This window comes from Janthinobacterium sp. GW821-FHT03C10, assembly GCF_059420865.1.
Map to the genome: position 1 here is coordinate 95,897 of NZ_JBWKUN010000006.1, position 20,038 is coordinate 115,934.

General features: G+C 66.1%; 16 protein-coding genes. 8 read left to right on the top strand and 8 right to left on the bottom strand.

The features are described from left to right. Window positions 1-81 precede the first annotated feature (81 nt). The 8 genes from AC07VH_RS20225 to AC07VH_RS20260 all read left to right on the top strand — a co-directional run bounded on the left by AC07VH_RS20225 (window position 82) and on the right by AC07VH_RS20260 (window position 9,863). Window positions 82-624: a sigma-70 family RNA polymerase sigma factor gene (locus AC07VH_RS20225; RefSeq protein ID WP_494804031.1), complete on the top strand. Its 543-nt coding sequence runs from the start codon at window positions 82-84 to the stop codon at window positions 622-624. An 8-nt stretch (window positions 625-632) separates the two neighbouring features. Continuing rightward, complete coding sequence (locus AC07VH_RS20230; RefSeq protein WP_494787783.1) at window positions 633-1,721, top strand: FecR family protein; 1,089 nt, start codon at window positions 633-635, stop codon at window positions 1,719-1,721. A 91-nt stretch (window positions 1,722-1,812) separates the two neighbouring features. Next, complete coding sequence (locus AC07VH_RS20235; RefSeq protein ID WP_494787784.1) at window positions 1,813-4,209, top strand: TonB-dependent siderophore receptor; 2,397 nt, start codon at window positions 1,813-1,815, stop codon at window positions 4,207-4,209. Window positions 4,210-4,479: 270 nt separating this feature from the next. Then, the gene (locus AC07VH_RS20240; RefSeq protein ID WP_494787785.1) at window positions 4,480-6,741 is read left to right on the top strand and encodes a TonB-dependent siderophore receptor; all 2,262 of its coding nucleotides are present in this window, start codon (window positions 4,480-4,482) and stop codon (window positions 6,739-6,741) included. A gap of 50 nt (window positions 6,742-6,791) precedes the next feature. Further along, a complete protein-coding gene (locus AC07VH_RS20245) occupies window positions 6,792-7,538 on the top strand; it encodes a DUF4198 domain-containing protein (protein WP_475414765.1) in 747 nt (248 codons plus the stop codon). 2 nt (window positions 7,539-7,540) lie between these two features. After that, complete coding sequence (locus tag AC07VH_RS20250) at window positions 7,541-7,876, top strand: DUF3649 domain-containing protein (RefSeq protein ID WP_494787786.1); 336 nt, start codon at window positions 7,541-7,543, stop codon at window positions 7,874-7,876. Continuing rightward, a complete protein-coding gene (locus AC07VH_RS20255) occupies window positions 7,873-9,495 on the top strand; it encodes a PepSY-associated TM helix domain-containing protein (protein ID WP_494787787.1) in 1,623 nt (540 codons plus the stop codon). Before AC07VH_RS20250 ends, AC07VH_RS20255 begins: the two co-directional genes overlap by 4 nt. Continuing rightward, complete coding sequence (locus AC07VH_RS20260) at window positions 9,495-9,863, top strand: DUF3325 domain-containing protein (protein ID WP_494787909.1); 369 nt, start codon at window positions 9,495-9,497, stop codon at window positions 9,861-9,863. The genes AC07VH_RS20255 and AC07VH_RS20260 overlap by 1 nt, the downstream gene beginning before the upstream one ends. On the opposite strand, the gene AC07VH_RS20265 is transcribed toward AC07VH_RS20260, so the two are convergent. From AC07VH_RS20265 to AC07VH_RS20300, 8 genes are all read right to left on the bottom strand, one after another. After that, window positions 9,850-11,658 (bottom strand): putative bifunctional diguanylate cyclase/phosphodiesterase, encoded by a 1,809-nt coding sequence (locus AC07VH_RS20265; protein ID WP_475414768.1) that lies wholly within the window; start codon window positions 11,656-11,658, stop codon window positions 9,850-9,852. The genes AC07VH_RS20260 and AC07VH_RS20265 overlap by 14 nt on opposite strands. A 168-nt stretch (window positions 11,659-11,826) precedes the next feature. Beyond that, window positions 11,827-13,455 carry a methyl-accepting chemotaxis protein gene (locus AC07VH_RS20270; protein ID WP_494787788.1) on the bottom strand — a complete coding sequence of 543 codons (1,629 nt, stop codon included), beginning with the start codon at window positions 13,453-13,455 and terminating at the stop codon, window positions 11,827-11,829. A 225-nt stretch (window positions 13,456-13,680) separates the two neighbouring features. Beyond that, on the bottom strand, window positions 13,681-15,153 hold the full coding sequence (gene xylB, locus AC07VH_RS20275) for a xylulokinase (protein WP_494787789.1): 1,473 nt from the start codon (window positions 15,151-15,153) through the stop codon (window positions 13,681-13,683). Between the two features lie 32 nt (window positions 15,154-15,185). Then, window positions 15,186-16,064, bottom strand: a complete 879-nt coding sequence (locus tag AC07VH_RS20280) for an AraC family transcriptional regulator (RefSeq protein WP_475414770.1) — start codon at window positions 16,062-16,064, stop codon at window positions 15,186-15,188. Window positions 16,065-16,100: 36 nt separating this feature from the next. Next, complete coding sequence (locus tag AC07VH_RS20285; protein ID WP_475414771.1) at window positions 16,101-17,225, bottom strand: ABC transporter ATP-binding protein; 1,125 nt, start codon at window positions 17,223-17,225, stop codon at window positions 16,101-16,103. Between the two features lie 2 nt (window positions 17,226-17,227). Further along, window positions 17,228-18,268 carry an NAD(P)-dependent alcohol dehydrogenase gene (locus tag AC07VH_RS20290; protein WP_475414772.1) on the bottom strand — a complete coding sequence of 347 codons (1,041 nt, stop codon included), beginning with the start codon at window positions 18,266-18,268 and terminating at the stop codon, window positions 17,228-17,230. 12 nt (window positions 18,269-18,280) lie between these two features. Beyond that, window positions 18,281-19,108, bottom strand: coding sequence for a carbohydrate ABC transporter permease (locus AC07VH_RS20295; protein ID WP_494787790.1), 828 nt, complete (start codon window positions 19,106-19,108; stop codon window positions 18,281-18,283). Next, the gene (locus AC07VH_RS20300) at window positions 19,096-19,986 is read right to left on the bottom strand and encodes a carbohydrate ABC transporter permease (protein WP_494787791.1); all 891 of its coding nucleotides are present in this window, start codon (window positions 19,984-19,986) and stop codon (window positions 19,096-19,098) included. The genes AC07VH_RS20295 and AC07VH_RS20300 overlap by 13 nt, the downstream gene beginning before the upstream one ends. Between the last annotated feature and the right edge of the window lie 52 nt (window positions 19,987-20,038).

Sequence of the window (20,038 nt, forward strand, 5' to 3'; positions counted from 1 at the left end):
GATGCAGGGCGCGGGGCAAAGCGTTGTACACCTGCCACGGTGCGCCAAGCCGCTTAGCGCGACATCCCGGCATGCCATATAATGAGAATCATTCTCATATGCGGCATTCCTTGGCTGCGGACTCATACATCGGACGCCGTGGTCGCACGCTATTACCAAGAACTGTTGAACTTTTGCTGGCGCAGCTTGCGCAACCGCGAAGCTGCCGCCGACATGGTGCAGGAAAGCTATGCGCGCGTGCTGGGCGAAACAGCCGTGCGCGAACCGCGCGCGCTGCTGTACCACACGGCGCGCAATCTGCTGATCGACAATCACCGCCGCGCCGCCTTGCGCCAGCACGAGGAGCTCGACGCCTTGCCCGAGGCCGCGCATCCGGCCGCGCCGCGCCATTTGCAGCCGGAACAGGCGTTGCAGGGCAGCCAGGACTGGCAAGCCTGCGTGGCCGCCATCGACGCGCTGCCGCCCCGCTGCCGCGACGCCTTCGTGCTGCACGTCTTCGAGGAATTGCCGCACGCGCAGATCGCCGCGCGCATGGGCATTTCCGTGAGCATGGTGGAAAAACATATCGCACGCGGCATGCTCAGTTGCCAGGCGCAGTTGCATTCTTTGCGGGAAGCCACATAATGGCGCCCATGACCGCCCTCCCGCCCCGCCACGCGTTCGGCCCCTCTGCCCAGGAGCAGGCGGACTTGCGCGAGTACGCCGACTTTGCCGCCACGCAAGATGGCGTGGCGCTGGCGGCCGCTACCTGGTTCAGCCGGCGCGGCAAGCTGGATGCACAGCAACAGGCCGAGTTTGCCGCCTGGCTGGCGGCCGACGCGCTGCACGCGCACGCGTATGCGCAACTGCAACACACGCACCGCGCAGCGCGCAAGATTCCTGCGCAGCTCGCCGCGCGCTGGGCACTGCCCCAGGCTGCGCCATCGTCCCGCTCCCGCCGCCACTGGCTGCGCGCCCTGCCGTATGCGACCGCCGCCATGCTGCTGCTGAGCGTGGGCGCGGGCGGCTACCAGTGGTGGCAGCAGCAAGCCGTTTTCAGCCAGTCGTATGCCACCATGCGCGGCCAGCGCATGGCCGTCGCGCTGCCCGACGGCAGCAACATGCAGCTCGATACGGCCACGCGGCTGCACGTCACCCTGTACCGCCAGCGCCGCGAAGTGCGCCTGGCGCAGGGCGAAGCGCTGTTCCAGGTGCAATCGAAGCAGGGCCAGCCTTTCGACGTGGTGAGCGGCCCCTTGAAAGTGACGGTGGTGGGCACGCAGTTTTCCGTGCGCAATACCCTCGAGCACGACGGCAAGCTGCGCGTGGCCGTACAGCATGGTCACGTGCGCGTGGCGGGCGCAGGACAAGCCCTGGCCGACCTGCGGGCCGGCCAGGGCGTCAGCGCCGACGCCGGCGGCCGTCTGTCCGCCGTCGCCAGCCTGGCCCCCGGCAGCGTGGCGCCGTGGCGCGACGGCAGGATCACTTTCGACAACGTGCCGCTGGGCGCGGCACTGGCCGAATTCGAGCGCTATGGCGACACGGGCTTCGTCGTGCGCGATCCCGCCGTGGCCAGGCTGCGCATCGGCGGCAGCTTCAGCCTGACCCAGCTCGACCGCTTCGCCGCCGCCCTGCCGCAGCTGCTGCCCGTACACGTCGTACGCGATGGTGCCGTCAGCGAGATCCGCATGGCGGCAAAAATGCCGGCGCAAGCCCCTGCGATGCGGCAGCCTGAAAAATAAATGCAAATAGTTCGCATTCGCAGGTGAGGGTTTTGCCCGCTGCCTCGTCTACCAAGTTAATCGACAACAAATTAACCTGGAGAAATGCAACATGTGGTCCCCCCGCCTCACTCTGACACCCGCCCCCCTCGCCTTGGCCGCCATGCTGGCCCTGGGCAGCATCTCCCTGGCACAGGCGCAAACGGCGCGCACCGTCACCCTGTCCATCGCCGCCCAGCCGCTGGGGCAAGCCCTGAATGAACTGGCGCGGCAAGCCAATTTGCAACTGCTGTTCGCGCCCGAACTCGTGGCCGGCAAGACGGCGCCCGCCGTCAGCGGCACGCTCGGCGTGGCCGACAGCCTGGAGCGCCTGCTGGCCGGCAGCGGCCTGGCCGCCAGCATCGACGGCAACAGCGTCATCATCCGTCCGGCGCCCCCCGCCACGGGCAAGGTGGCGACCCTGGCGGAAATTACCGTCAGCGCGCGCCAGGAGGCGACGCCAGACAGCGAGCTGACCAAGTCGTATGCGGCGCAGGCGGTGAGCATCGGCAAGGGCCGGCAAAGCCTGCGCGAGATTCCCCAGTCCATCTCCGTGCTGACGCGCCAGCAACTGAACGACCAGAATTTGCTGAGCCTGGACGACGCCATGCGCGGCGTGACGGGCATCACCGTCGAGGCCAGCAGCACGGGCGGCAACCACGGTAACTTTTATTCGCGCGGCTATGCGCTCGATGCGGTGCAGGTCGATGGCGTGATGACGCCCGCCAGCACGGGCAACGATCTGTCGGCCGGCTTCGGCCTGGCCATCTATGACCGCGTGGAAGTGCTGCGCGGACCGGCCGGCCTGTTCCAGGGCGCGGGCGACCCGGGCGGCACCATCAACCTGGTGCGCAAGCGCGCGCGCGACACTTTTGCCGCCAGCGGCGTGCTCAGCGCAGGTTCCTGGGACCGCTACTCTGCGGAAGCGGACGTCACGGGCCCCCTGAGCGCGGACGGCACGGTGCGCGGCCGCCTGGTGGCCGCCTACGAACACCGGCGCTCCTTCGTCGACCATGTGTATGCGGAAAAACCGCTGCTGTACGGCACCATCGCCATCGATGTGGCGCCGGGCACCGTGCTGACGGGCGGCATCACCCACCAGCAATACAAGGGCCGCCCCGCCTTCGGCTTGCCCGCGTATGAAGACGGGCGTTTGCTCGACGTGCCCCGCTCCACCTACCTGGACCCGGCCTGGAACCACATCACGGAAAAGGTCACGGAATATTTTGCCGAACTCGAGCACAAGCTGGACAACGGCGGCCAGGTCAAGGTCACCGCCCTGCACCGCGAGCAAGATGAGCCGTCGCGCAATTTCGGCTGGTCCGACTGTTCCGCCGATCCCGTCACGGGCGACAGCTGCCTGGTCAGCTGGAACTACCGCAGCCACTGGAAGACGCAGGGCCTGGACGCTTACCTGGCCACGCCGTTCCAGGCCTTTGGCCGCAGCCACGACCTGATCGTGGGCGCCGACTACCGCCAGGTGCACAAGAATTTCCGGTATGGCGGCGGAGACAATGCGCCGGTCAATATTTTTCATCCTGACAACAATATCGCGCAGCCCAGCTACACTTTTTCCAACGGCAATGACAACCGCACCAAGCAGTTCGGCCTGTACGCGCGCACCCGCCTGCAAGCGACGGACCGGCTGGCCGTCAACCTGGGCGGGCGCCTGACGCACTGGGACAACCACACCGTCAACCGCAACGCCTATTTCAACCAGTTCACCGATGTCAGCAACACGATCAAGGCCAAGTTCACGCCGTATGCGGGCCTGGTCTACGAGCTCGACAGGCAGCTGTCGGCCTATGGCAGCTACACGCGCATCTTCACGCCCCAGTCCACCACGGACGCTGCCGGCCAGACCCTGAAGCCGCGCACGGGCCAGCAGTTCGAGCTGGGACTGAAGGCGGAGCTGTTCGACAAAAACGTCAACGCGCACGCGGCCCTGTTCCGCATGGAAGATGAAAACCGCGTCATGTCCGACCCGGCCAACCCGCTGTTTTCCATCGGCGCGGGCAAGATGCGCAGCCAGGGCGTGGAAGCCGAACTGAGCGGCAGCCCTCTGCCGGGCTGGAACATCACGAGCGGCTATTCCTACACCAGCACGCGCACCCTGGAAGGCAGCGACGACCAGAAGGCGCAGCTGTACACCTTCATCGCTCCGCGCCACAACGTCAACCTGTGGACCAATTACCGGCTGGCCGGCGCGCTCGATAAAGTCAGCGTGGGCGGCGGCTTGCGCAGCGTCAGCAGCATGTATCGCCTGAACGGGCCCGTGAAATTCGAGCAGGGTCCCGTCACCACGGTGGGCTTGCAGGCAGGCTACCGCCTCAGTCCCAAACTGGAGCTGTCGCTGACGGTGAACAACCTGTTCGACAAAAAATACTACGCGCGCGTGTGGGCCGCCTATGGCTCCAACTTCTATGGCGAACCGCGCAACGCCATGCTGACCCTGCGCGGCCAGCTGTAAACGCCCCCGCTCCTGCACATACACGGCCGCCGCCAGCAATGGGGCGGCCGTGCGCGTTTACAACATCACACTCTTGCATGTCTCGCAACCCCGCACTATAATAAGAATAGTTCTCATTCACATTTAGACTCGCCGGAGTCCGCACGCAGTCGCCTGACTGCCGTAAGGCTGGATGACACGCTGCGCCAGCCAGGCTACACCGCCAAGCAAGCCTCCCATACCAAAAACGCCAGCCGCCCGACGGCGGGCATACGAGAAGAAGGATGTTTCATGGCGCGAGCACGTTCGCTGGCCGGCATGGTTGCCGGCCCGTTTTCCCCAACCGTTGGCAATACCGCCCTGCGTCCGCTGGCCGCCGCCGTGCAGACGGCATTGCTGGCGGCGGCGCTGGGCGCTGGCACGGCGCTGGCCGCCGATACGAGCGCCAAGCCGGAGGAAGCCACCCTGAGCGAGATCAAGGTGCAGGCCCAGCAAGACAAGGCGTCGACGGAGCACACGGGCTCCTACACCACCAGACAGATGGCCACGGGCACGCGCATGGGCCTGTCGATGCGCGAAACGCCGCAATCGATTTCCGTGGTGACGCGCCAGCGCATGGACGACATGGGATTGAACAGCCTGGCCGAGGTACTGGTGCAGTCGACGGGCGTGACGGTGCAGGAAAACGATAGCGAACGCACGAGTTTTTCCGCGCGCGGCTTTTCCATCGGCAATTATCAGATCGACGGCGTGGCCGTCAATTCCGGGTCGAATGCGCTGTTCGACACGGCCATCTATGACCGCATCGAAATCGTGCGCGGCGCCACGGGCCTGGTCAGCGGCAATGGCGACCCGTCGGCCACCATCAACATGCTGCACAAGCGCCCCGGCAAGGAATTTTCCGCCTCGGCCGGCCTGACCGTCGGTTCCTGGAGCAAGGTGCGGCTCGAAGGCGACATCAGCGCGCCCTTGAATGCGGACGGCAGCATCCGCGGGCGCGTCGTCGTGGCCGGCCAGAACCGCCATTCCTACATGGACCTGTACAAGGAACGCAAGCTGGCGGGCGCCGTCATCGTCGAGGCGGACCTGACGCCTGCAACGTTGCTCACGGCCGGCATCGACTACCAAAAGAACACGCCGAAAGGCACGAGCTGGGGCACCACGCCATTGTTCTTCGCGGACGGCACGCCGGCCAACATGCCCCGCTCGTTCAACATGGCGGCCAAGTGGAGCAGCTGGGAGCGCGAGTTCCAGAACAGCTACATCTATCTCGAACACCGCTTCGCCAGCGACTGGAAGCTCAAGGCCGCCTACGGGCGCCTGGACAGCTCCTCGAACGGCAAGCTGTTCTACGGCGGCAGCGGCTATCCGAAACGCGACGGCAGCGGCCTGGAAGTCTGGAGCGGCGCCTTCCCCTACGAGGAAAAGCAGGACAACTTCGACCTGGCGGCCAATGGCAGCTTCCCCCTGTTCGGCCGCCGGCACGACCTGGTGCTGGGCGTGAACGGCTGGAAGCGAAAGGGCACGACGAATGAAACCTTGCTGCCCGATCCGCTGCCATTCGCCACGACCATCCCCGACTTCCGCAACTGGACGGGCGACGTGCCCGAGCCGGCGCTCACGCGCACGGGCGCGCGCGACGTCGCCACCACGAAACAGTCGGGCGCCTTCATCGCCACGCGCATCAACGTCATGGACAGCTTCAAGGTACTGGCCGGCGCGCGCGTGTCGAAGTGGGAGACGTATAACGACCGTTACGACACCCAGGGCCGTTTCGTCAAGCGCAGCTCCGCGTATAAAACGGACGATGTCGTCACGCCATACGCGGGCGTGGTGCTGGACGTGAGCAAGAGCACGTCGCTGTACGCCAGCTATACGGACCTGTTCAAGCCGCAAAACCTGAAGGACAAGCACAACGCCTTCCTCGACCCGATCACGGGCAGCAACGTGGAAGCGGGCGTGAAGAGCGAATTCCTCGACGGCGCCGTGAATGCCTCGTTCGCCGTGTATGAAGCGAAGCAGGACAACCTGGGCGAAGAAGACAAGTCGGTGCCGCCCACCTTCGTGCTGCCGGACGGCGGCCGTCCGTATATCTCGACGGGCAAGGGCACGAAAAGCCGCGGCTACGAGGCGGAGGTGTCGGGCAGCCCCTTGCGCGGCTGGCAGCTGTTCGCCGGCTACACGCACAGCAAATCGAAGACGGGCAAGGGCGTGGTGACCAACACCATCCAGCCGACCAACATGCTGCGCCTCTCGACCACCTACCGCCTGCCGGGCGAGCTGCAAAATCTCACCATCGGCGGCGGCTTGAACTGGCAGAACGAGATCTGGACGACGGCCACCCTGCCGAACAAAAGCAAGATCCGCGTCAGCCAGGGCAGCTACGTGCTGGCCAACCTGATGGCGCGCTACCAGATCAGCCCGAAACTGTCGGCCAGCCTGAACGTCAACAACCTGTTCGACAAGACGTATTTCCGCCGCGTGGGGTTCTATAACGGCGGCTATTACGGCGAGCCGCGCAACGTGGCGCTGAACCTGCGCTACCAGTACTGATGCACCGCCGGCCGCTTTTTCCACTCACATAACAAGATAAGGGTTACACCATGCACATCGCTTCCATCGCGCGCCCCGGCGCCCTCGCCACCGCCCTGCTGGGCGCGGCCATCGCCTGCGGCAGCGCCAGCGCGCACCAGATCTGGCTGCAGCAGGACGGCAAGGCGGCCAGCGTGTATTTCGGCGAATTCGGCGACAACCTGCGCGAAGCGTCGCCCGGCCTGCTGGACAAGTTCAGCATCCAGCGCGTGACGTGGATTTCGCCCGCCGGCAGCAAGCCGCTGCAGGCAAGCAAGACGGCCGGCGCCTTCCTCCTGAATGGCAAGGTGGCGGCCGGCGAAAGCATCATCGTCGAGGAAGACAACTACCCGTCGTGGGAAGAGAAAAAGGATGGCAAGGCCACGCGCACCGTGTGGATTCCTGCCGCGCGCCTGGTCGCCGACGGCAAGGCGCAAGCACAAGCGCTGACCCTGGACCTGGTGCCGACCGGCAAAGCTGGCCAGTTCCAGGTCAGCTACCAGGGCAAGCCGCTGGCGCAGGCCAAGGTCAACGCCGTGGTGCAATCTGGCTGGGGCAAGGAAGCGTGGAGCGATGCGCAAGGCCTGGTCAGTTTCCCGCTGCCGTGGCAGGGCACGTATGTGCTGGAAGTGCAGCACACGGACAAGACGCCCGGCCAGCGCGGCGCGCAAGCGTATGACAAGGCCATGTTCGTGACCACCCTGAGCCTGGTGCAGCCGCAAGGCGTGACGCCGCTGCCGGCCGGCCCGGCCCTGCCGCCCAGCAAGGAACACGACTGACCATGCAAGCGCCAGCCATCATTAAAATGCCGCGCCTGCGCCTGCCCGCCGGGGTCATGTACCGCCTCGGCGTGGCGTCGCGCAGCGTGGCGGCCATCGCTGGCGGCTACGTGCTGGCCGCGCTGGTCACCATGCTGCTGTCGGTAAGCCTGCCCATGGCCCGTTCCGAAGCCGTCATGACGGCCACCCTGCTGTCGTTTGCCATCTACACCTGCGCCGTGATGTGGGTCTTCGCCACGCGCAGCGCCCTGCGCGCGTGGCTCGGGCTCGCAATCCCCGCCGCCGTCATCGCCGCCATCCTGCAATCGATGGGCGCACTATCCTGGAGTCTCGCATGAAAGAAGGTTTCCGCCAATCGATGGCATGGCTGCACACCTGGTCCGGCCTGCTCGTCTGCTGGATCTTGCTGCTGGTGTTTTGCGCCGGCACGGCCAGCTACTACCGCAATGAAATCACCCTGTGGATGCAGCCCGAACTGCACGGCGCCGCCGCCAGCGAGGTGACGACGGAAGTAGCGGCCACCGTCGCGCAACAGGCGATGGAAGAGCGGGCAGAAGGCGCCACGCGCTGGTTCATCAGCCTGCCCGGCGAGCGCAGCCCCGCCACGCAGCTGGGCTGGAGCAAACCGTCCAAGCCCGGCGAAAAGAAACGCGGCAGGCGCGGCAATTTTCATAGCGAAAAAGCCGATCCGGCCACGGGCGAGGTGCTGTCCAAGCCGCGCGAGACGCGGGGCGGCGAATTCCTCTACCGCCTGCATTTCGACCTGCACTACATGTCGGCCATCTGGGGCCGCTGGATCGTGGGTTTCTGCGCCATGTTCATGTTCGTCTCCATCATCAGCGGCATCGTCACGCACAAGCGCATCTTCAAGGATTTGTTTACCTTCCGGCCGAAAAAGGGCCAGCGCTCGTGGCTCGACGCGCACAATGTGACGGCCGTGCTGGCCCTGCCCTACCACATCATGATCACCTACACGGGCCTGGTCACGTTGATGTTCCTGTACATGCCGTCCGGCGTCACGGCCGCCTACAAGGGCGACCAGGACGCCTTCTTCGCCGAAGCCTTCCCGGGCCGCTCGGGCGACAGCAAGCCGGCCGGCGTGACCGCGCCGCTGACGCCGCTCGCGCCGCTCGTGCGCCAGGCGGAACAGCAGTGGGGCGGCAAGGTCGAGCGCATCTCCGTCAACCATCCGGGCGACGCCAACGCCACCATCACCCTGACGCGCGCCGGCGGACGCGACATGTCGTCGAAGCAGCCGTCGATGGAATTCGATGGCGTATCCGGCAAGCTGCTGTCATCGGACGGCGAGGCGCAGCCCGGCGCCGCCGCCACGCAAGGCGTGATGGTCGGCCTGCACGTCGCGCATTTCGGCGGACCGCTGCTGCGCGCCCTGTTCTTCCTCTCCGGCCTGGCCGGCTGCGCCATGGTCGCCACGGGCGCCCTGCTGTGGGCCGTCAAGACGCGCCAGAAGCAGGCCAAGGCGCTGGCCGCCGGCAAGCGCGCCAGCTTCGGCCTGCGCCTGGTGGAAGCGCTCAACATCGGCGCCATCGCCGGCATCCCGATCGCCTTCGGCGCCTACTTCTGGGCCAACCGCCTGCTGCCGGTGGCGATGGAGGAACGCCCGAAAGAGGAAATCGCCTGCTTCTTCGGCGCCTGGGCCCTGGCCGCCATCATCGCCCAGCTGCGCCCGTCGCGCGCCATGTGGCGCCTGCAGCTGGCCGCCGGCGCCTTCCTGCTCGCGGCGCTGCCCGTGCTGAACGTCTTCACGACCCATTCGCACCTGGGCGTGACCCTGTTCCTGGGACGCGGCCCCGTGCCGGTGGCCGCCTTCGACCTGGTGGTGCTGGTGCTGGGCCTGGGCCTCGCGTACGCGGCGTTCAAATTGAAACCGCTGCCCGTGAAAGCCTCCAAACCAGCACCGGCCAAGCCGGCGCCGACGACGATGGAGGCCGCGTGATGGAACTATTAGCCAATTTCCTCGTCTTCGCGCTGTGCTACGCGGGCCTGTCCTCGCTGTGCCTGGCCATGGACCGCCACTACGCCGACCTGCACGGGCGCGGCGCCGAACCGCCCGCGCCGCTGCGCCGCCGCCTGCAGTGGACGGGCTGGCTGGCGCTGGCGGCGGCCCTGGCCTGGTCCATGCACATCACCGGCGGCGGCTATGGCCTCGTCTACTGGGTCGGCAGCCTGACGGGCTGCGGTTTGCTGCTGATCTGGCTGCTGCCGTATGCGCCGCACCAGGCCATGCGCCTGGCGCGCATCATCGGCGGCGCGGCCGTGCTGACCGCCGCGCTGCTGGCGGCGCTGTCCGTCATGCCGGGCTAGGCGACTTGAGCAGCGCCTCGATACCCTCGGGCGCCATCGCGCGGCCGAGGAAATAGCCAAACGCCTCGTCGCAGCCCATCTCGGCCAGCAGTTCCAGCTGCTCGCCGCTTTCCACGCCGCCGGCGATGCTGCGCAGCCCCAAGGTGCGCGCCATCGCCACGATGGCGCGCACCATGGCGCCGTCGCCGCCCGGCTTGCCCAGGTCGTCGACGAAGCACTTTTCGATCTTCACGGCATCCGTGGGAAAGCGTTTCAGGTAAGTGAGCGACGCGTCGCCCGTGCCGAAATCGCTGATGGCGATCGCCATGCCCAGCTGGCGGAACTGGCGCAGTATCAATTCGCAGTTCTGGTTGCTGTCGATCAGGATGCCGGCGGCGATTTCCAGCTCGATGCAATGGCCCGGCACGCCGGCAGCCTCCAGCGCGGCGGCGAAATTGCGCGCGATATCGCGCTGGTAGAACTGGCGCGCCGACAGGCTGACGGACACCGTCAGCATCTGCCCCTGCGCGATCCACCTGCGCGCCTGTTCCACCGCCGTGGCCATCACCCACGCCCCCACCGGCAGGATCAGGGCGCTTTCCTCCAGCACCGGTAAAAAGTCGAGCGGCATCATCAAGCCCAGTTCCGGGTGCTTCCAGCGCAGCAGCGCCTTCACGCCCGTGATCCTGCGCGTTTTCAAATCCATGCGCGGCTGGTAGAACAGGGCGAATTCATCGCGTTCGAGCGCGTGGCGCAGGGCCGTCTCGAGGATGGTGCGCGAATACGACTGCGTCTGCATGCGCGCGGCGTAACGCAGGCAGGTGCCGGGCGCGTGGCGCTTGGCCGCATACATGGCCAGGTCCGCCTTTTCGATCAGCGCATTGACGTCGTCGTCGTCGTCCGGATACAGGGCCACGCCCACGCTGGCCGCCACCGCCAGGCTGTACTCGCCGATGACGAAGGGCGCGGCGATGGCGGCGACGATCTTTTCGGCCACCCGCTCGGCATCGTGCGCCGTGCGCAGCTCCGTCAGCAGGATGATGAATTCGTCGCCGCCCTGGCGCGCCACCGTATCGACCTTGCGCACGCACTGCTGCACCCGGCGCGCGAACTCCGTCAGCACCTGGTCGCCCACGTCGTGCCCCAGGCTGTCGTTGATGGATTTGAAGCGGTCGATGTCCACGAACAGCACGGCCAGCAAACCCTGGTGGCGGCGCGCGTAGGCGATGCCGTGCTCGAAGCGGATCTGGAAATGCAGGCGGTTCGGCAGCCCCGTCAGACCGTCGTGGTGGGCGATGAATTCCAGCTGCTGCTCGGCGCGCCGGCGGGCCGACACATCGTGCAGCAGCAGCACCGCGCCGCCCTGCGCCAGCGGCGCGCAGCTGTACTGCACGTCGATGCGCTTGCCGTCGAGATGGCGCAGCAGCACGGCGCCGCGCGCCACCTCCAGCACTTCCTGGCGCGCCACGCAGTCGCGCACCTGGCGCGCCGCATCGATGGGCGTGCCGTCATGGAACAGCGGCAGCAGCCCGGTCACGGGCTGGCCCAGGCCATCGTCGCCCAGCAAGCCGCCCATGGCGCTGGCGCGGGGATTCAGATACCGCACCACGCCGTCGTGGTCGGTGCCGATGACGGCCGCCGGCAGCGCATGCAGCAGCGCCAGCGCCTCTGCCATGCGCTGCGCCTGCGCCGCCTGCAGCACCGCGCCGGTCGCATGGCGCATGCGCCACATGCGCGCCGCCTGCCACTGGCAGGCCAGCAGCACGCTCAGCACCACGGCCAGGGCCATGCACAGCGCCAGCAGCAGCGCCGTCATGCGTCACCCGGCAGGCGGAAAGTACGGGACATGGTTTTCCTTTGCAACGCGCGCCAGGCATCCGGGCGCAGATACATGCGGAAAGGAAATAGTATAAGAATTTCGGGGCGATATTTGCCTGATCGGGTGCCGCTTGACTGGCATCAAGCGGCGCGGGACACGCCGGCTTCAGGCCAGCGACAGCGTGCGGGCCAGGGCGGCGCCAGCCGGTGCGCCCACGCCGGGCGTGCCGTGCAGTTTGAAGATGCTGACGGCGTCGGCCAGGCTGGCAGCCTGCTGCTGCAGCGCGTCCGCGGCGGCGGCGGCCTGCTCCACCAGGGCCGCGTTTTGCTGCGTCACGCCATCCATCTGGCTGATGGCGATGCTGATCTGCTCGATGCCGTCGCGCTGCTCCACGCTGGCCACGGCGATCTCGCCGATGATGGCGTTGACGCGCTGCACGCTGCTGACCACCTCATCCATCGTGCGCCCCGCCTGGCCGGCCAGCACGCTGCCCTCTTCCACCGTGCGCACGGATTCGCCGATCAACTGCTTGATTTCCATGGCCGCCGCGGCCGAGCGGTGCGCCAGGCTGCGCACCTCGGTCGCCACGACGGCGAAACCGCGTCCCTGCTCGCCCGCGCGCGCCGCTTCCACGGCCGCATTCAGGGCCAGGATATTCGTCTGGAAAGCGATGCCGTCGATGACGGCGATGATGTCGACGATGCGCTTCGAGGAGGCATTGATATGGTTCATGGTCTGCACCACCTGCGCCACGGCCGCGCCGCCCCGCTGCGCCACGTCGGACGCGCCGCCGGCCAGCTGGCGCGCCTGGTCGGCGTTGTCGTTATTCTGCCGCACGGTGGACGTCAGCTCGATCATCGAGGCGGCCGTCTCTTCCAGCGAACTGGCCTGCTCCTCCGTGCGCGAGGACAGGTCCATATTGCCGCTGGCGATTTCGCCGGACGCCATGGCGATGGCGTCCGTGCCGGCCCGCACCCTGCCCACGATGTCGGCCAGGTTGCCGCTCATCACTTTTAAAGCCCGCAGCAGGTCGCCGATTTCATCGCGGCTGCCGCCGGCCACCACGGCGCGCAAGTCGCCGGCCGCCACTTGCTGGGCGATGCCGACGGCCACGCCCAGCGGCACCGTGATGCTGCGGATCAGCCACCACACGGTGACGCTGCCGACGACCAGGGTCACCAGCACCGTGGCCAGCATGACGATGCTGGCACTGCGGTGCGCGGCCGCGTCTTCCTCCTTCATCTGCGCCATCAGGCCGTGCGACTGCTTGCCGATGGCCGCGACGATGGCGTCGATCTGGCGCGTCGGTTCGCGGTCCATGCCCTTGACCAGCGCATCGACCGTGTGGGCGCTGTCGGCGCGCGCGCCGTCATACTGTTGCAGCGCCGCCAGGTAGCTCACGCCGAGCGCATCGTGCGCCTGCAGCGCACGCTCCACGGGCGCCGTATCGAGTTGCAACGCGTGCATCATCGCCTGCAGGCTTTTCAATTCCTTGCGCGTCTGCGCGCCGCTGGCGACGAACGCTTCGCGGTAGCGCTGGAAGGCGGCCGCGTCGCCGCCGCGCAGCAGGATGTTTTTCCATTCCTGCACCTGGATCTTGAATTCCACCTGCGCGCTGCGCGCCGCGTCGACGGCTTCCGTCAGGGCCACGGAGCGCTGCATGGCGTCCGCGCCGCGCGCGCTGGCCGCGTCGAGCGCGCTCCAGCCGCGCGCGCCGACGAACACCAGCGCAAGAAAGAAGAAGGCGCCCAACAAACCCAGGCGGACGGAGATTTTCAGATTCGCAAGTTGCATGTGTTTCTCCCGGCGGCAAGAACAGGATGGCAACAAAGACGCCGCCAAATCTATCCAATTCTCACCAAACGAGGAAATCATGCGGCGCGCCCCGTGAAAAACCAAGCGGCGCTTTCGCTAAAGAAACACTTTCAACATAGAAACAACAAATTACACGGGAAGATTGACTGTCTGGCCATATCCCGCGCCTACAGCATGGCCGGGCAGGCAATCTTGCCGCCCCCTTCAGCGCGCCGCCGCCGCGCCCGCGAACTCTTCGCGCAGCAGCGGATACAAACGCCGGTAGCGCGCCAGGCGCTCATCGAGCACGCTGGACGCCTGCGGCGCCACCGTTTCCTGCACGGCCGGGCGCGTGCACACCTGCGCGGGCGGCAAGCCCGTCACCGCCATCTGCGCCAGGCGCGCCGCGCCCAGGGTGCCGCCTGCCACGCCATGGTCGTGGCGCAGCACGTGCAAGCCCGAGGCATTCGCGCACAGCTGGGCCCAGAAACGGCTGCGCGAGCCGCCGCCCACGAACGACGCTTCTTTCAGATGCGTGCCGGCGCTGCGCAGGGCCGCATTGCCGTCGGCCATGGCAAAGGCCACGCCTTCCATCACGCTGTAGGCCAGTTCCGCGCGCCCGTGCTCCGTCGACAAACCGAAAAACACGCCGCGCGCCGTGGCGTCGTTGTGCGGCGTGCGCTCGCCGCTCAGGTAGGGCAGGAAGACGGGCGCCGTGCGCGCCTCGACGTTTTCCGCCAGTGTCACCAATTCGCCGATGTCGTTCGATTGCGTCAGGCGCGCCACCCAACTGAGGCTGGACGCGGCGCTGAGGATCACGCTCATCTGGTGCCAGCGCTCGGGCAGGCAATGGCAGAACGCGTGCACGCCCTGGCCCGGATTGGGCGCGAAACCGTCGCTGCCGGCGAACAGCACGCCCGAGGTTCCCAGCGACAGCAGGCCGGCACCCGGCTCCACCACGCCCAGGCCCACGGCCGCCGCCGCGTTGTCGCCCGCGCCGCCGGCCAGCAGCACCGCATGCGCGATGCCCCATTCCTGGCACAGCGAGGGCCGCACCTGCGCGGCGGCGGCGCTGCCTTCGACCAGGCGCGGCATGTGTTCACGCGAGAGGCCGGTGGCTGCCAGCATGCGCTCGGACCAGTCGCGTTTGGCCACGTCCAGCCACAGGGTGCCGGAAGCGTCGGACATGTCGGACACGTACTCGCCCGTCAGGCGCAGGGCCACGTAATCCTTGGGCAGCAGGACCTTGGCCGTGGCGCGGAACAGCGACGGTTCGTATTTTTGCAGCCACAGCAGCTTGGGCGCCGTGAAACCGGGCATGGCCTGGTTGCCCGTGATGGCGCGCGACTCGGGCACCAGCGCCTCGAGCTCCACGCATTCGGCAAAGGCGCGCGTGTCGTTCCACAGGATGGCCGCGCGCAGCACGTGCTGCTGCTTGTCGAGCAGTGTGGCGCCATGCATCTGGCCCGACAGGGCGATGCCGCGCAAGCCGGAAAACGCCACCGGCTGCGCGGCGCGGATGGCGGCGATCACGTCCAGCGTGGCGTGCCACCAGTCTTCGGGATTCTGTTCCGACCAGCCGGGATGGGGACTGGAGACGCGCAGGGTCACGCCGCTGCTGGCGAGAATGGTCTGCGCGTCATCGGTGAGGATGGCCTTGACTTCGGAAGTGCCGATATCGATACCGAGATAAGTCACGATGGTTCCATAAAAAAAGTGAAAACGGACCGTCAGGAAAACGACGCTGGCATGTTCATTTGCCCGCAGGAGCGGAATTTCGACGGCGACATCTGCTTGTGGACCAAAAACTGGCGGTTGAAATTGGAGAGGTTGTTGAAACCCGTGCGGTAGCAGATATCGGTGACCTTCATGTCCGTGTTCCTCAGCAGCTCGCACGCGAGCGCGATGCGTTCCTGGTTGACGTATTGAATGAACGAGGTACCCGTATGCTTGCGGAAGAAACGCGTGAATTTCAAGGTGTTCATCTCCGCCACGTCGGCCACGTCCTGCTCGCAAAAATCCAGAGTGATGTTCTGCTTGATGTAGGTCAGCACCAGGTTGATGGTCGAGGACATATAGCGCCCCGCCTGCGCCAGGTAAGTCACGCTGGCCAGGGGCCGCCGCTCGCGGCACTCGCACAGCTCGCCGAACAGGCGCGTAAACAGCTCGACCCGGCGCAAGCCCTGCGCCGTCGTCAATTCCTTCATCAGCGGCACCAGGCGCAAGCCCAGCGCATCGGGAAATTGCAAGCCCCTGCCTGCCTCGCTCAGCAGGACTTTCAGGGGCGCCATTTCCGGGAACAGCAGCATGCAACGTTCGATGAAGTCGCTGGAAAACTGCAGCACCAGGTCGCGCTCGGGCAGGACCACGCCTTCCGGCAATTCGCTGACCCAGTTATGCGGCAGGTTTGGTCCTGTCAGGATCAGATTGCCCGCCCCGTAACTGCCGATATGGTCGCCGATAAAAAATTTGCCGTTTGAGGTGATGATGAAGTGCAGTTCGTACTCGGGATGAAAATGCCATTTCACCCCGGTATGCGGAAAGCCGTGCGCCCACGCGCGAAATGATTCGTGGATCGGTTTGTGGATCAGTTCCAGGTCAGGCGTCACGGAAGTTCCCCTTGCGCGGTCTCGTTGCCAGCTATTCTAACCACTTAGCTGAGCACTGAGCGCCAAGGCCAGTCCGCTGTCGGCGTCGAACAGGTGCATGTGCTCTTCATCGAAGGCCAGCGCCAGGCTCTGCCCCACCTGCGCCGCGCTGTTGGCCGCATTCGCCGGCAGCAGGGCGGACAAGGTCAAGGCGCCGCACTGAAAGCTGATCAGCGCTTCGGCGCCCAGCAGTTCGACCAGGTCGATGGCGCATGCCAGGCCATGCGTACCCGCCGGCTCGTCCGGCCGCGCCGCGCGCAAGTGGTTCGGACGCAGGCCGAAGACCACGCGCGTGCCGGCCGGCAAGGCCGCGAAGCGGGGGGAAATCAGCGGCCAGCGGTAGCCGGCGCACACGAGCAGCGTTTGCCCGCCCTCCTTCTCGATGACGCCGTCGATGAAGTTCATGGCAGGGGTGCCAATGAACCCTGCCGCGAACAGGGTGCGCGGATGGTTGTACAGTTCCGCCGGCGTGCCGATCTGCTCGATATGCCCGCCCTTCATCAGCACCACCCGGTCGGCCAGGGTCATGGCCTCGAGCTGGTCGTGCGTGACGTACAGGGTGGTGGTGCGCAGGCGGCGGTGCAATCGCTTGATGTCGGCGCGCAGCTGCGCGCGCAGCTTGGCATCCAGGTTCGACAACGGTTCATCGAACAGGAATACCTGCGGCGTCTTGATCATGGCGCGCGCAATGGCCGTGCGTTGCTGCTGGCCACCCGACATGGCGCGCGGCTTGCGCTCGAGCAGGCTGTCCAGACTGAGGATGGCGGCCACCTCGCGCACGCGGCGCTCGATCTCGTCGTTCGGCACCTTCAGGCGGCGCAAGCCGAAGGCGATATTGTCGTACACCGTCATGTGCGGATACAGCGCATAGTTCTGGAACACCATCGCCACATTGCGCGCGCGGGGCGGCAAATCGTTGACGACGGCGCCGCCGATCAACAGCTCGCCGCCGCTGATGTCTTCCAGGCCCGCGATCATGCGCAGCAGGGTCGACTTGCCGCAGCCCGAAGGCCCCAGCAGGACGATGAATTCGCCGTCATCGATTTCCAGGTCGAACGGCTGCAGCACTGCCGTCTTCTGGTCATAAGTCTTGTGCAGCTGCCTGCAAGCGATATTTGCCATGCTTACGCTCCTGCCAGTTCGATCTGGATCTTGACGTCGCGCGGGTGGCCCTTGGCCGCTTCCTCGAACGCCTGCACGCCATCGGCAAAGCCGAAGGTGCGCGAAATGAAAGGCTTCACGTCGATCTTGCCGGAAGCGAGCAAGGCGATCGCGCGCGGGAAGATGTTCGCGTAGCGGAACACCGACTCGATACGCACTTCCTTGGCCTGGATGGCGACGATATCGAAGGGAACGTTGTCGGGCGGTATGCCGACCAGCACCAGGCAGCCGTTCGGGCACAGCAGGTCGACGATGTTGTCGTAGGCGCGCATGCCGCCGCTGGCTTCGAAGACGATGTCGGCGCCCCAGCCATCGGTGGCCTCTCGCACCGTGTCCGCCAGGCTGGCCTGGCGCACGTCGACCGTGGTCACGGCCGGGTTATCGGCGAACAGGGCCAGTTTTTCCGGCACCAGGTCGGCCAGGATCACGCGCGAGCAGCCGCCCGCCAGCGCCGCCAGCGCATTCATGGCGCCGATGGTGCCGGCGCCGATCACCACGGCCACGTCGCCTGGCTTGATGGCCGCCTTCGTGGCCGCCTGCAGTCCGATGGACAGCGGTTCGACGATGGCGCCTTCACCGAAGCTGACGTTGTCGGGCAGCTTGAAGGTAAAGGCAGCCGGATGCACGACATATGGCGTGAGACAACCGTGGATGGGTGGCGTGGCCCAAAAGCGCACTGCAGGATCGAGGTTGTACAGGCCGCGCATGGTGGCCGGCGAATCGAACTGCGGCACGCCCGGCTCCATGCAGACCCGGTCGCCCACCTTCAGGTGCGTCACTTCATCGCCCACTTCGGCCACCACGCCGGACGCTTCGTGACCGAGCACCATCGGCGCGTCGACGGCGTAGGGGCCGATCTTGCCATGCTTGAAGTAATGCACGTCGCTGCCGCAGATGCCCACGGTATGAATCTTGATTTTCACGTCGCGCGGGCCGACGACGAGTGGCACGTCGATGTCGCGCAGGGTGATTTTTTCCGCCTGTTCCAGTACGAGTGCTTGCATGATGATGTCCTTTTATTTGTGTTTGAGCATGGAGTTGAGCAGCCGTCCCAGGATGCCGACGAACAGCAGCGGCGGCAGCGCCAGCAGCACGGTGGAAGCGTTCACCACGCCCCACGGCACCTCCTGGCCCATCGAGGTAAATGCCGACGCCACGACGGGCAAGGTAATGCTTTTCGAGGAGGTGAGCGCCAGCGCGATCATCAGTTCATTCCAGACCAGCACGAAGCTGAAGACGATGCCGCCCATCAGTGTCTTCGAGGCCACCGGCAGGGCCACGTGCCAGAACACCTGGTAGGGGCCGTAGCCGTCCAGCGCCGCCGCTTCCTCGATCTCTTTCGGGATGCGGGCAAAGGCGGGAATCGACAGCCAGATGATGGTCGACAGGGTCACCAGCAGATACGTCACCACCATCGACAGGCGCGAGTCGTACAGGCCCAGGTCGATCCAGATCGAGATCAATGGAATGGCGACAGCCACGGGCGGCAAAAAACGCAGCGACAGCAGGAAGAACTGGATATCCTTCTTGGCAGGTATCGGATAGCGGGCGATCGCATACGCGGCCGGCACGCCCAGCACGGCGCCCAGCAGCACGGCCACGCCGACGATGACCACGCTGTTGCCCAGCCCCGTGAGCACTTCCGGGCTGGCCAGCACCTGCTGGTAGTTGGCCAGGGTCGGGCTGAAGAAAAAGCGCGGCACGGGCGTGACGATGTCCATCAGCTCCTTGAAGGAATTGAGCACGGCCCACAGGATGGGGAACAGCGCCACCAGGATAATCACGGTGGTGATGGCGGTGGTGGCGACGGCACCAATGCCGCGAGAGAGCGTCAGTTTTCCCATTTGGCGACCCGCTTCCAGAGTAAGGTGAAGATGACGGTGGTGGCCAGCATCATCAGCACGGCCATGCTGGACGCGTACGACACCTTGCCCATCAGGCCGATGCCTTGCGCATATGCGTACATGTCCAGCGTTTCGGTGGAGATGCCGGGGCCGCCCTTGGTCATCACGTAGATCAGGTCGAACGAGCGCAGCGACTCGACCATCTTGATGAACACGAGGCTCATGATGGGCACCTTCAGCATCGGCAGCGCGATGTAGGCATACACCTGCAGCGTGCTGGCGTAGTCGAGGCGCGCCGCTTCCAGCGGTTCGGCGGGCAGGGTTTCCAGCAGCTTCAGGATGACGGCGCCGAAGAACAGGCCCCACTGCCAGATATCGACCAGCGCCACCGCGTACAGGGCCGTGGCGGGGTCCGACAGCAGCGCCGTGCCGCCCAGGCCCACGCATTCGAGCAGCCAGTTCAAAATGCCCATCAGCGGCGAATACATGAACTTCCAGATGAAGGCGGCCGAGACGCGCGGCAGCAGCACCGGTACGATCAGCAGCAGCGCGATGACGTCACGCGTGCGGCCCTTGACTTTCTCGAACAGGAACACGGCCAGCAGCACGCCGAGGAGCAGCGATCCGGCCACGGTGACCACTTCCCAGATGGCCGACACCTGCACGGCATTGAGGAAGCGGCGGTCGCCGAACAGGCGGAGAAAATTGGCAAAGCCGACGTAGTCGCTGTCGCTGTAGCGCAGCACGCGGTTTTGCAGAGCCAGGTTGATGGCGGCGATACTGGGCACCAGGCCCAGTATCAGCAGGACCAGCAGCGGCAGCGTCAGAAAGACGGCCGGCAGCCAGGTGTGGCGTTTCTTGCGGATCGAGTGCGGCATAGGCGTCGGCTTTCAAGCGTCATGTTTACCCCAAAGGCGAGTACCGGGGTCG

Excerpts from the sequence above, each read along its gene's own strand:
- AC07VH_RS20225 (WP_494804031.1), top strand. The coding sequence starts at position 82 with ATGAGAATCATTCTCATATGCGGCATTCCTTGGCTGCGGACTCATACA.
- AC07VH_RS20230 (WP_494787783.1), top strand. The coding sequence starts at position 633 with ATGACCGCCCTCCCGCCCCGCCACGCGTTCGGCCCCTCTGCCCAGGAG.
- AC07VH_RS20235 (WP_494787784.1), top strand. The coding sequence starts at position 1,813 with ATGTGGTCCCCCCGCCTCACTCTGACACCCGCCCCCCTCGCCTTGGCC.
- AC07VH_RS20240 (WP_494787785.1), top strand. The coding sequence starts at position 4,480 with ATGGCGCGAGCACGTTCGCTGGCCGGCATGGTTGCCGGCCCGTTTTCC.
- AC07VH_RS20245 (WP_475414765.1), top strand. The coding sequence starts at position 6,792 with ATGCACATCGCTTCCATCGCGCGCCCCGGCGCCCTCGCCACCGCCCTG.
- AC07VH_RS20250 (WP_494787786.1), top strand. The coding sequence starts at position 7,541 with ATGCAAGCGCCAGCCATCATTAAAATGCCGCGCCTGCGCCTGCCCGCC.
- AC07VH_RS20255 (WP_494787787.1), top strand. The coding sequence starts at position 7,873 with ATGAAAGAAGGTTTCCGCCAATCGATGGCATGGCTGCACACCTGGTCC.
- AC07VH_RS20260 (WP_494787909.1), top strand. The coding sequence starts at position 9,495 with ATGGAACTATTAGCCAATTTCCTCGTCTTCGCGCTGTGCTACGCGGGC.
- AC07VH_RS20265 (WP_475414768.1), bottom strand. The coding sequence starts at position 11,658 with ATGACGGCGCTGCTGCTGGCGCTGTGCATGGCCCTGGCCGTGGTGCTG.
- AC07VH_RS20270 (WP_494787788.1), bottom strand. The coding sequence starts at position 13,455 with ATGCAACTTGCGAATCTGAAAATCTCCGTCCGCCTGGGTTTGTTGGGC.
- AC07VH_RS20285 (WP_475414771.1), bottom strand. The coding sequence starts at position 17,225 with ATGGCAAATATCGCTTGCAGGCAGCTGCACAAGACTTATGACCAGAAG.
- AC07VH_RS20290 (WP_475414772.1), bottom strand. The coding sequence starts at position 18,268 with ATGCAAGCACTCGTACTGGAACAGGCGGAAAAAATCACCCTGCGCGAC.
- AC07VH_RS20295 (WP_494787790.1), bottom strand. The coding sequence starts at position 19,108 with ATGGGAAAACTGACGCTCTCTCGCGGCATTGGTGCCGTCGCCACCACC.
- AC07VH_RS20300 (WP_494787791.1), bottom strand. The coding sequence starts at position 19,986 with ATGCCGCACTCGATCCGCAAGAAACGCCACACCTGGCTGCCGGCCGTC.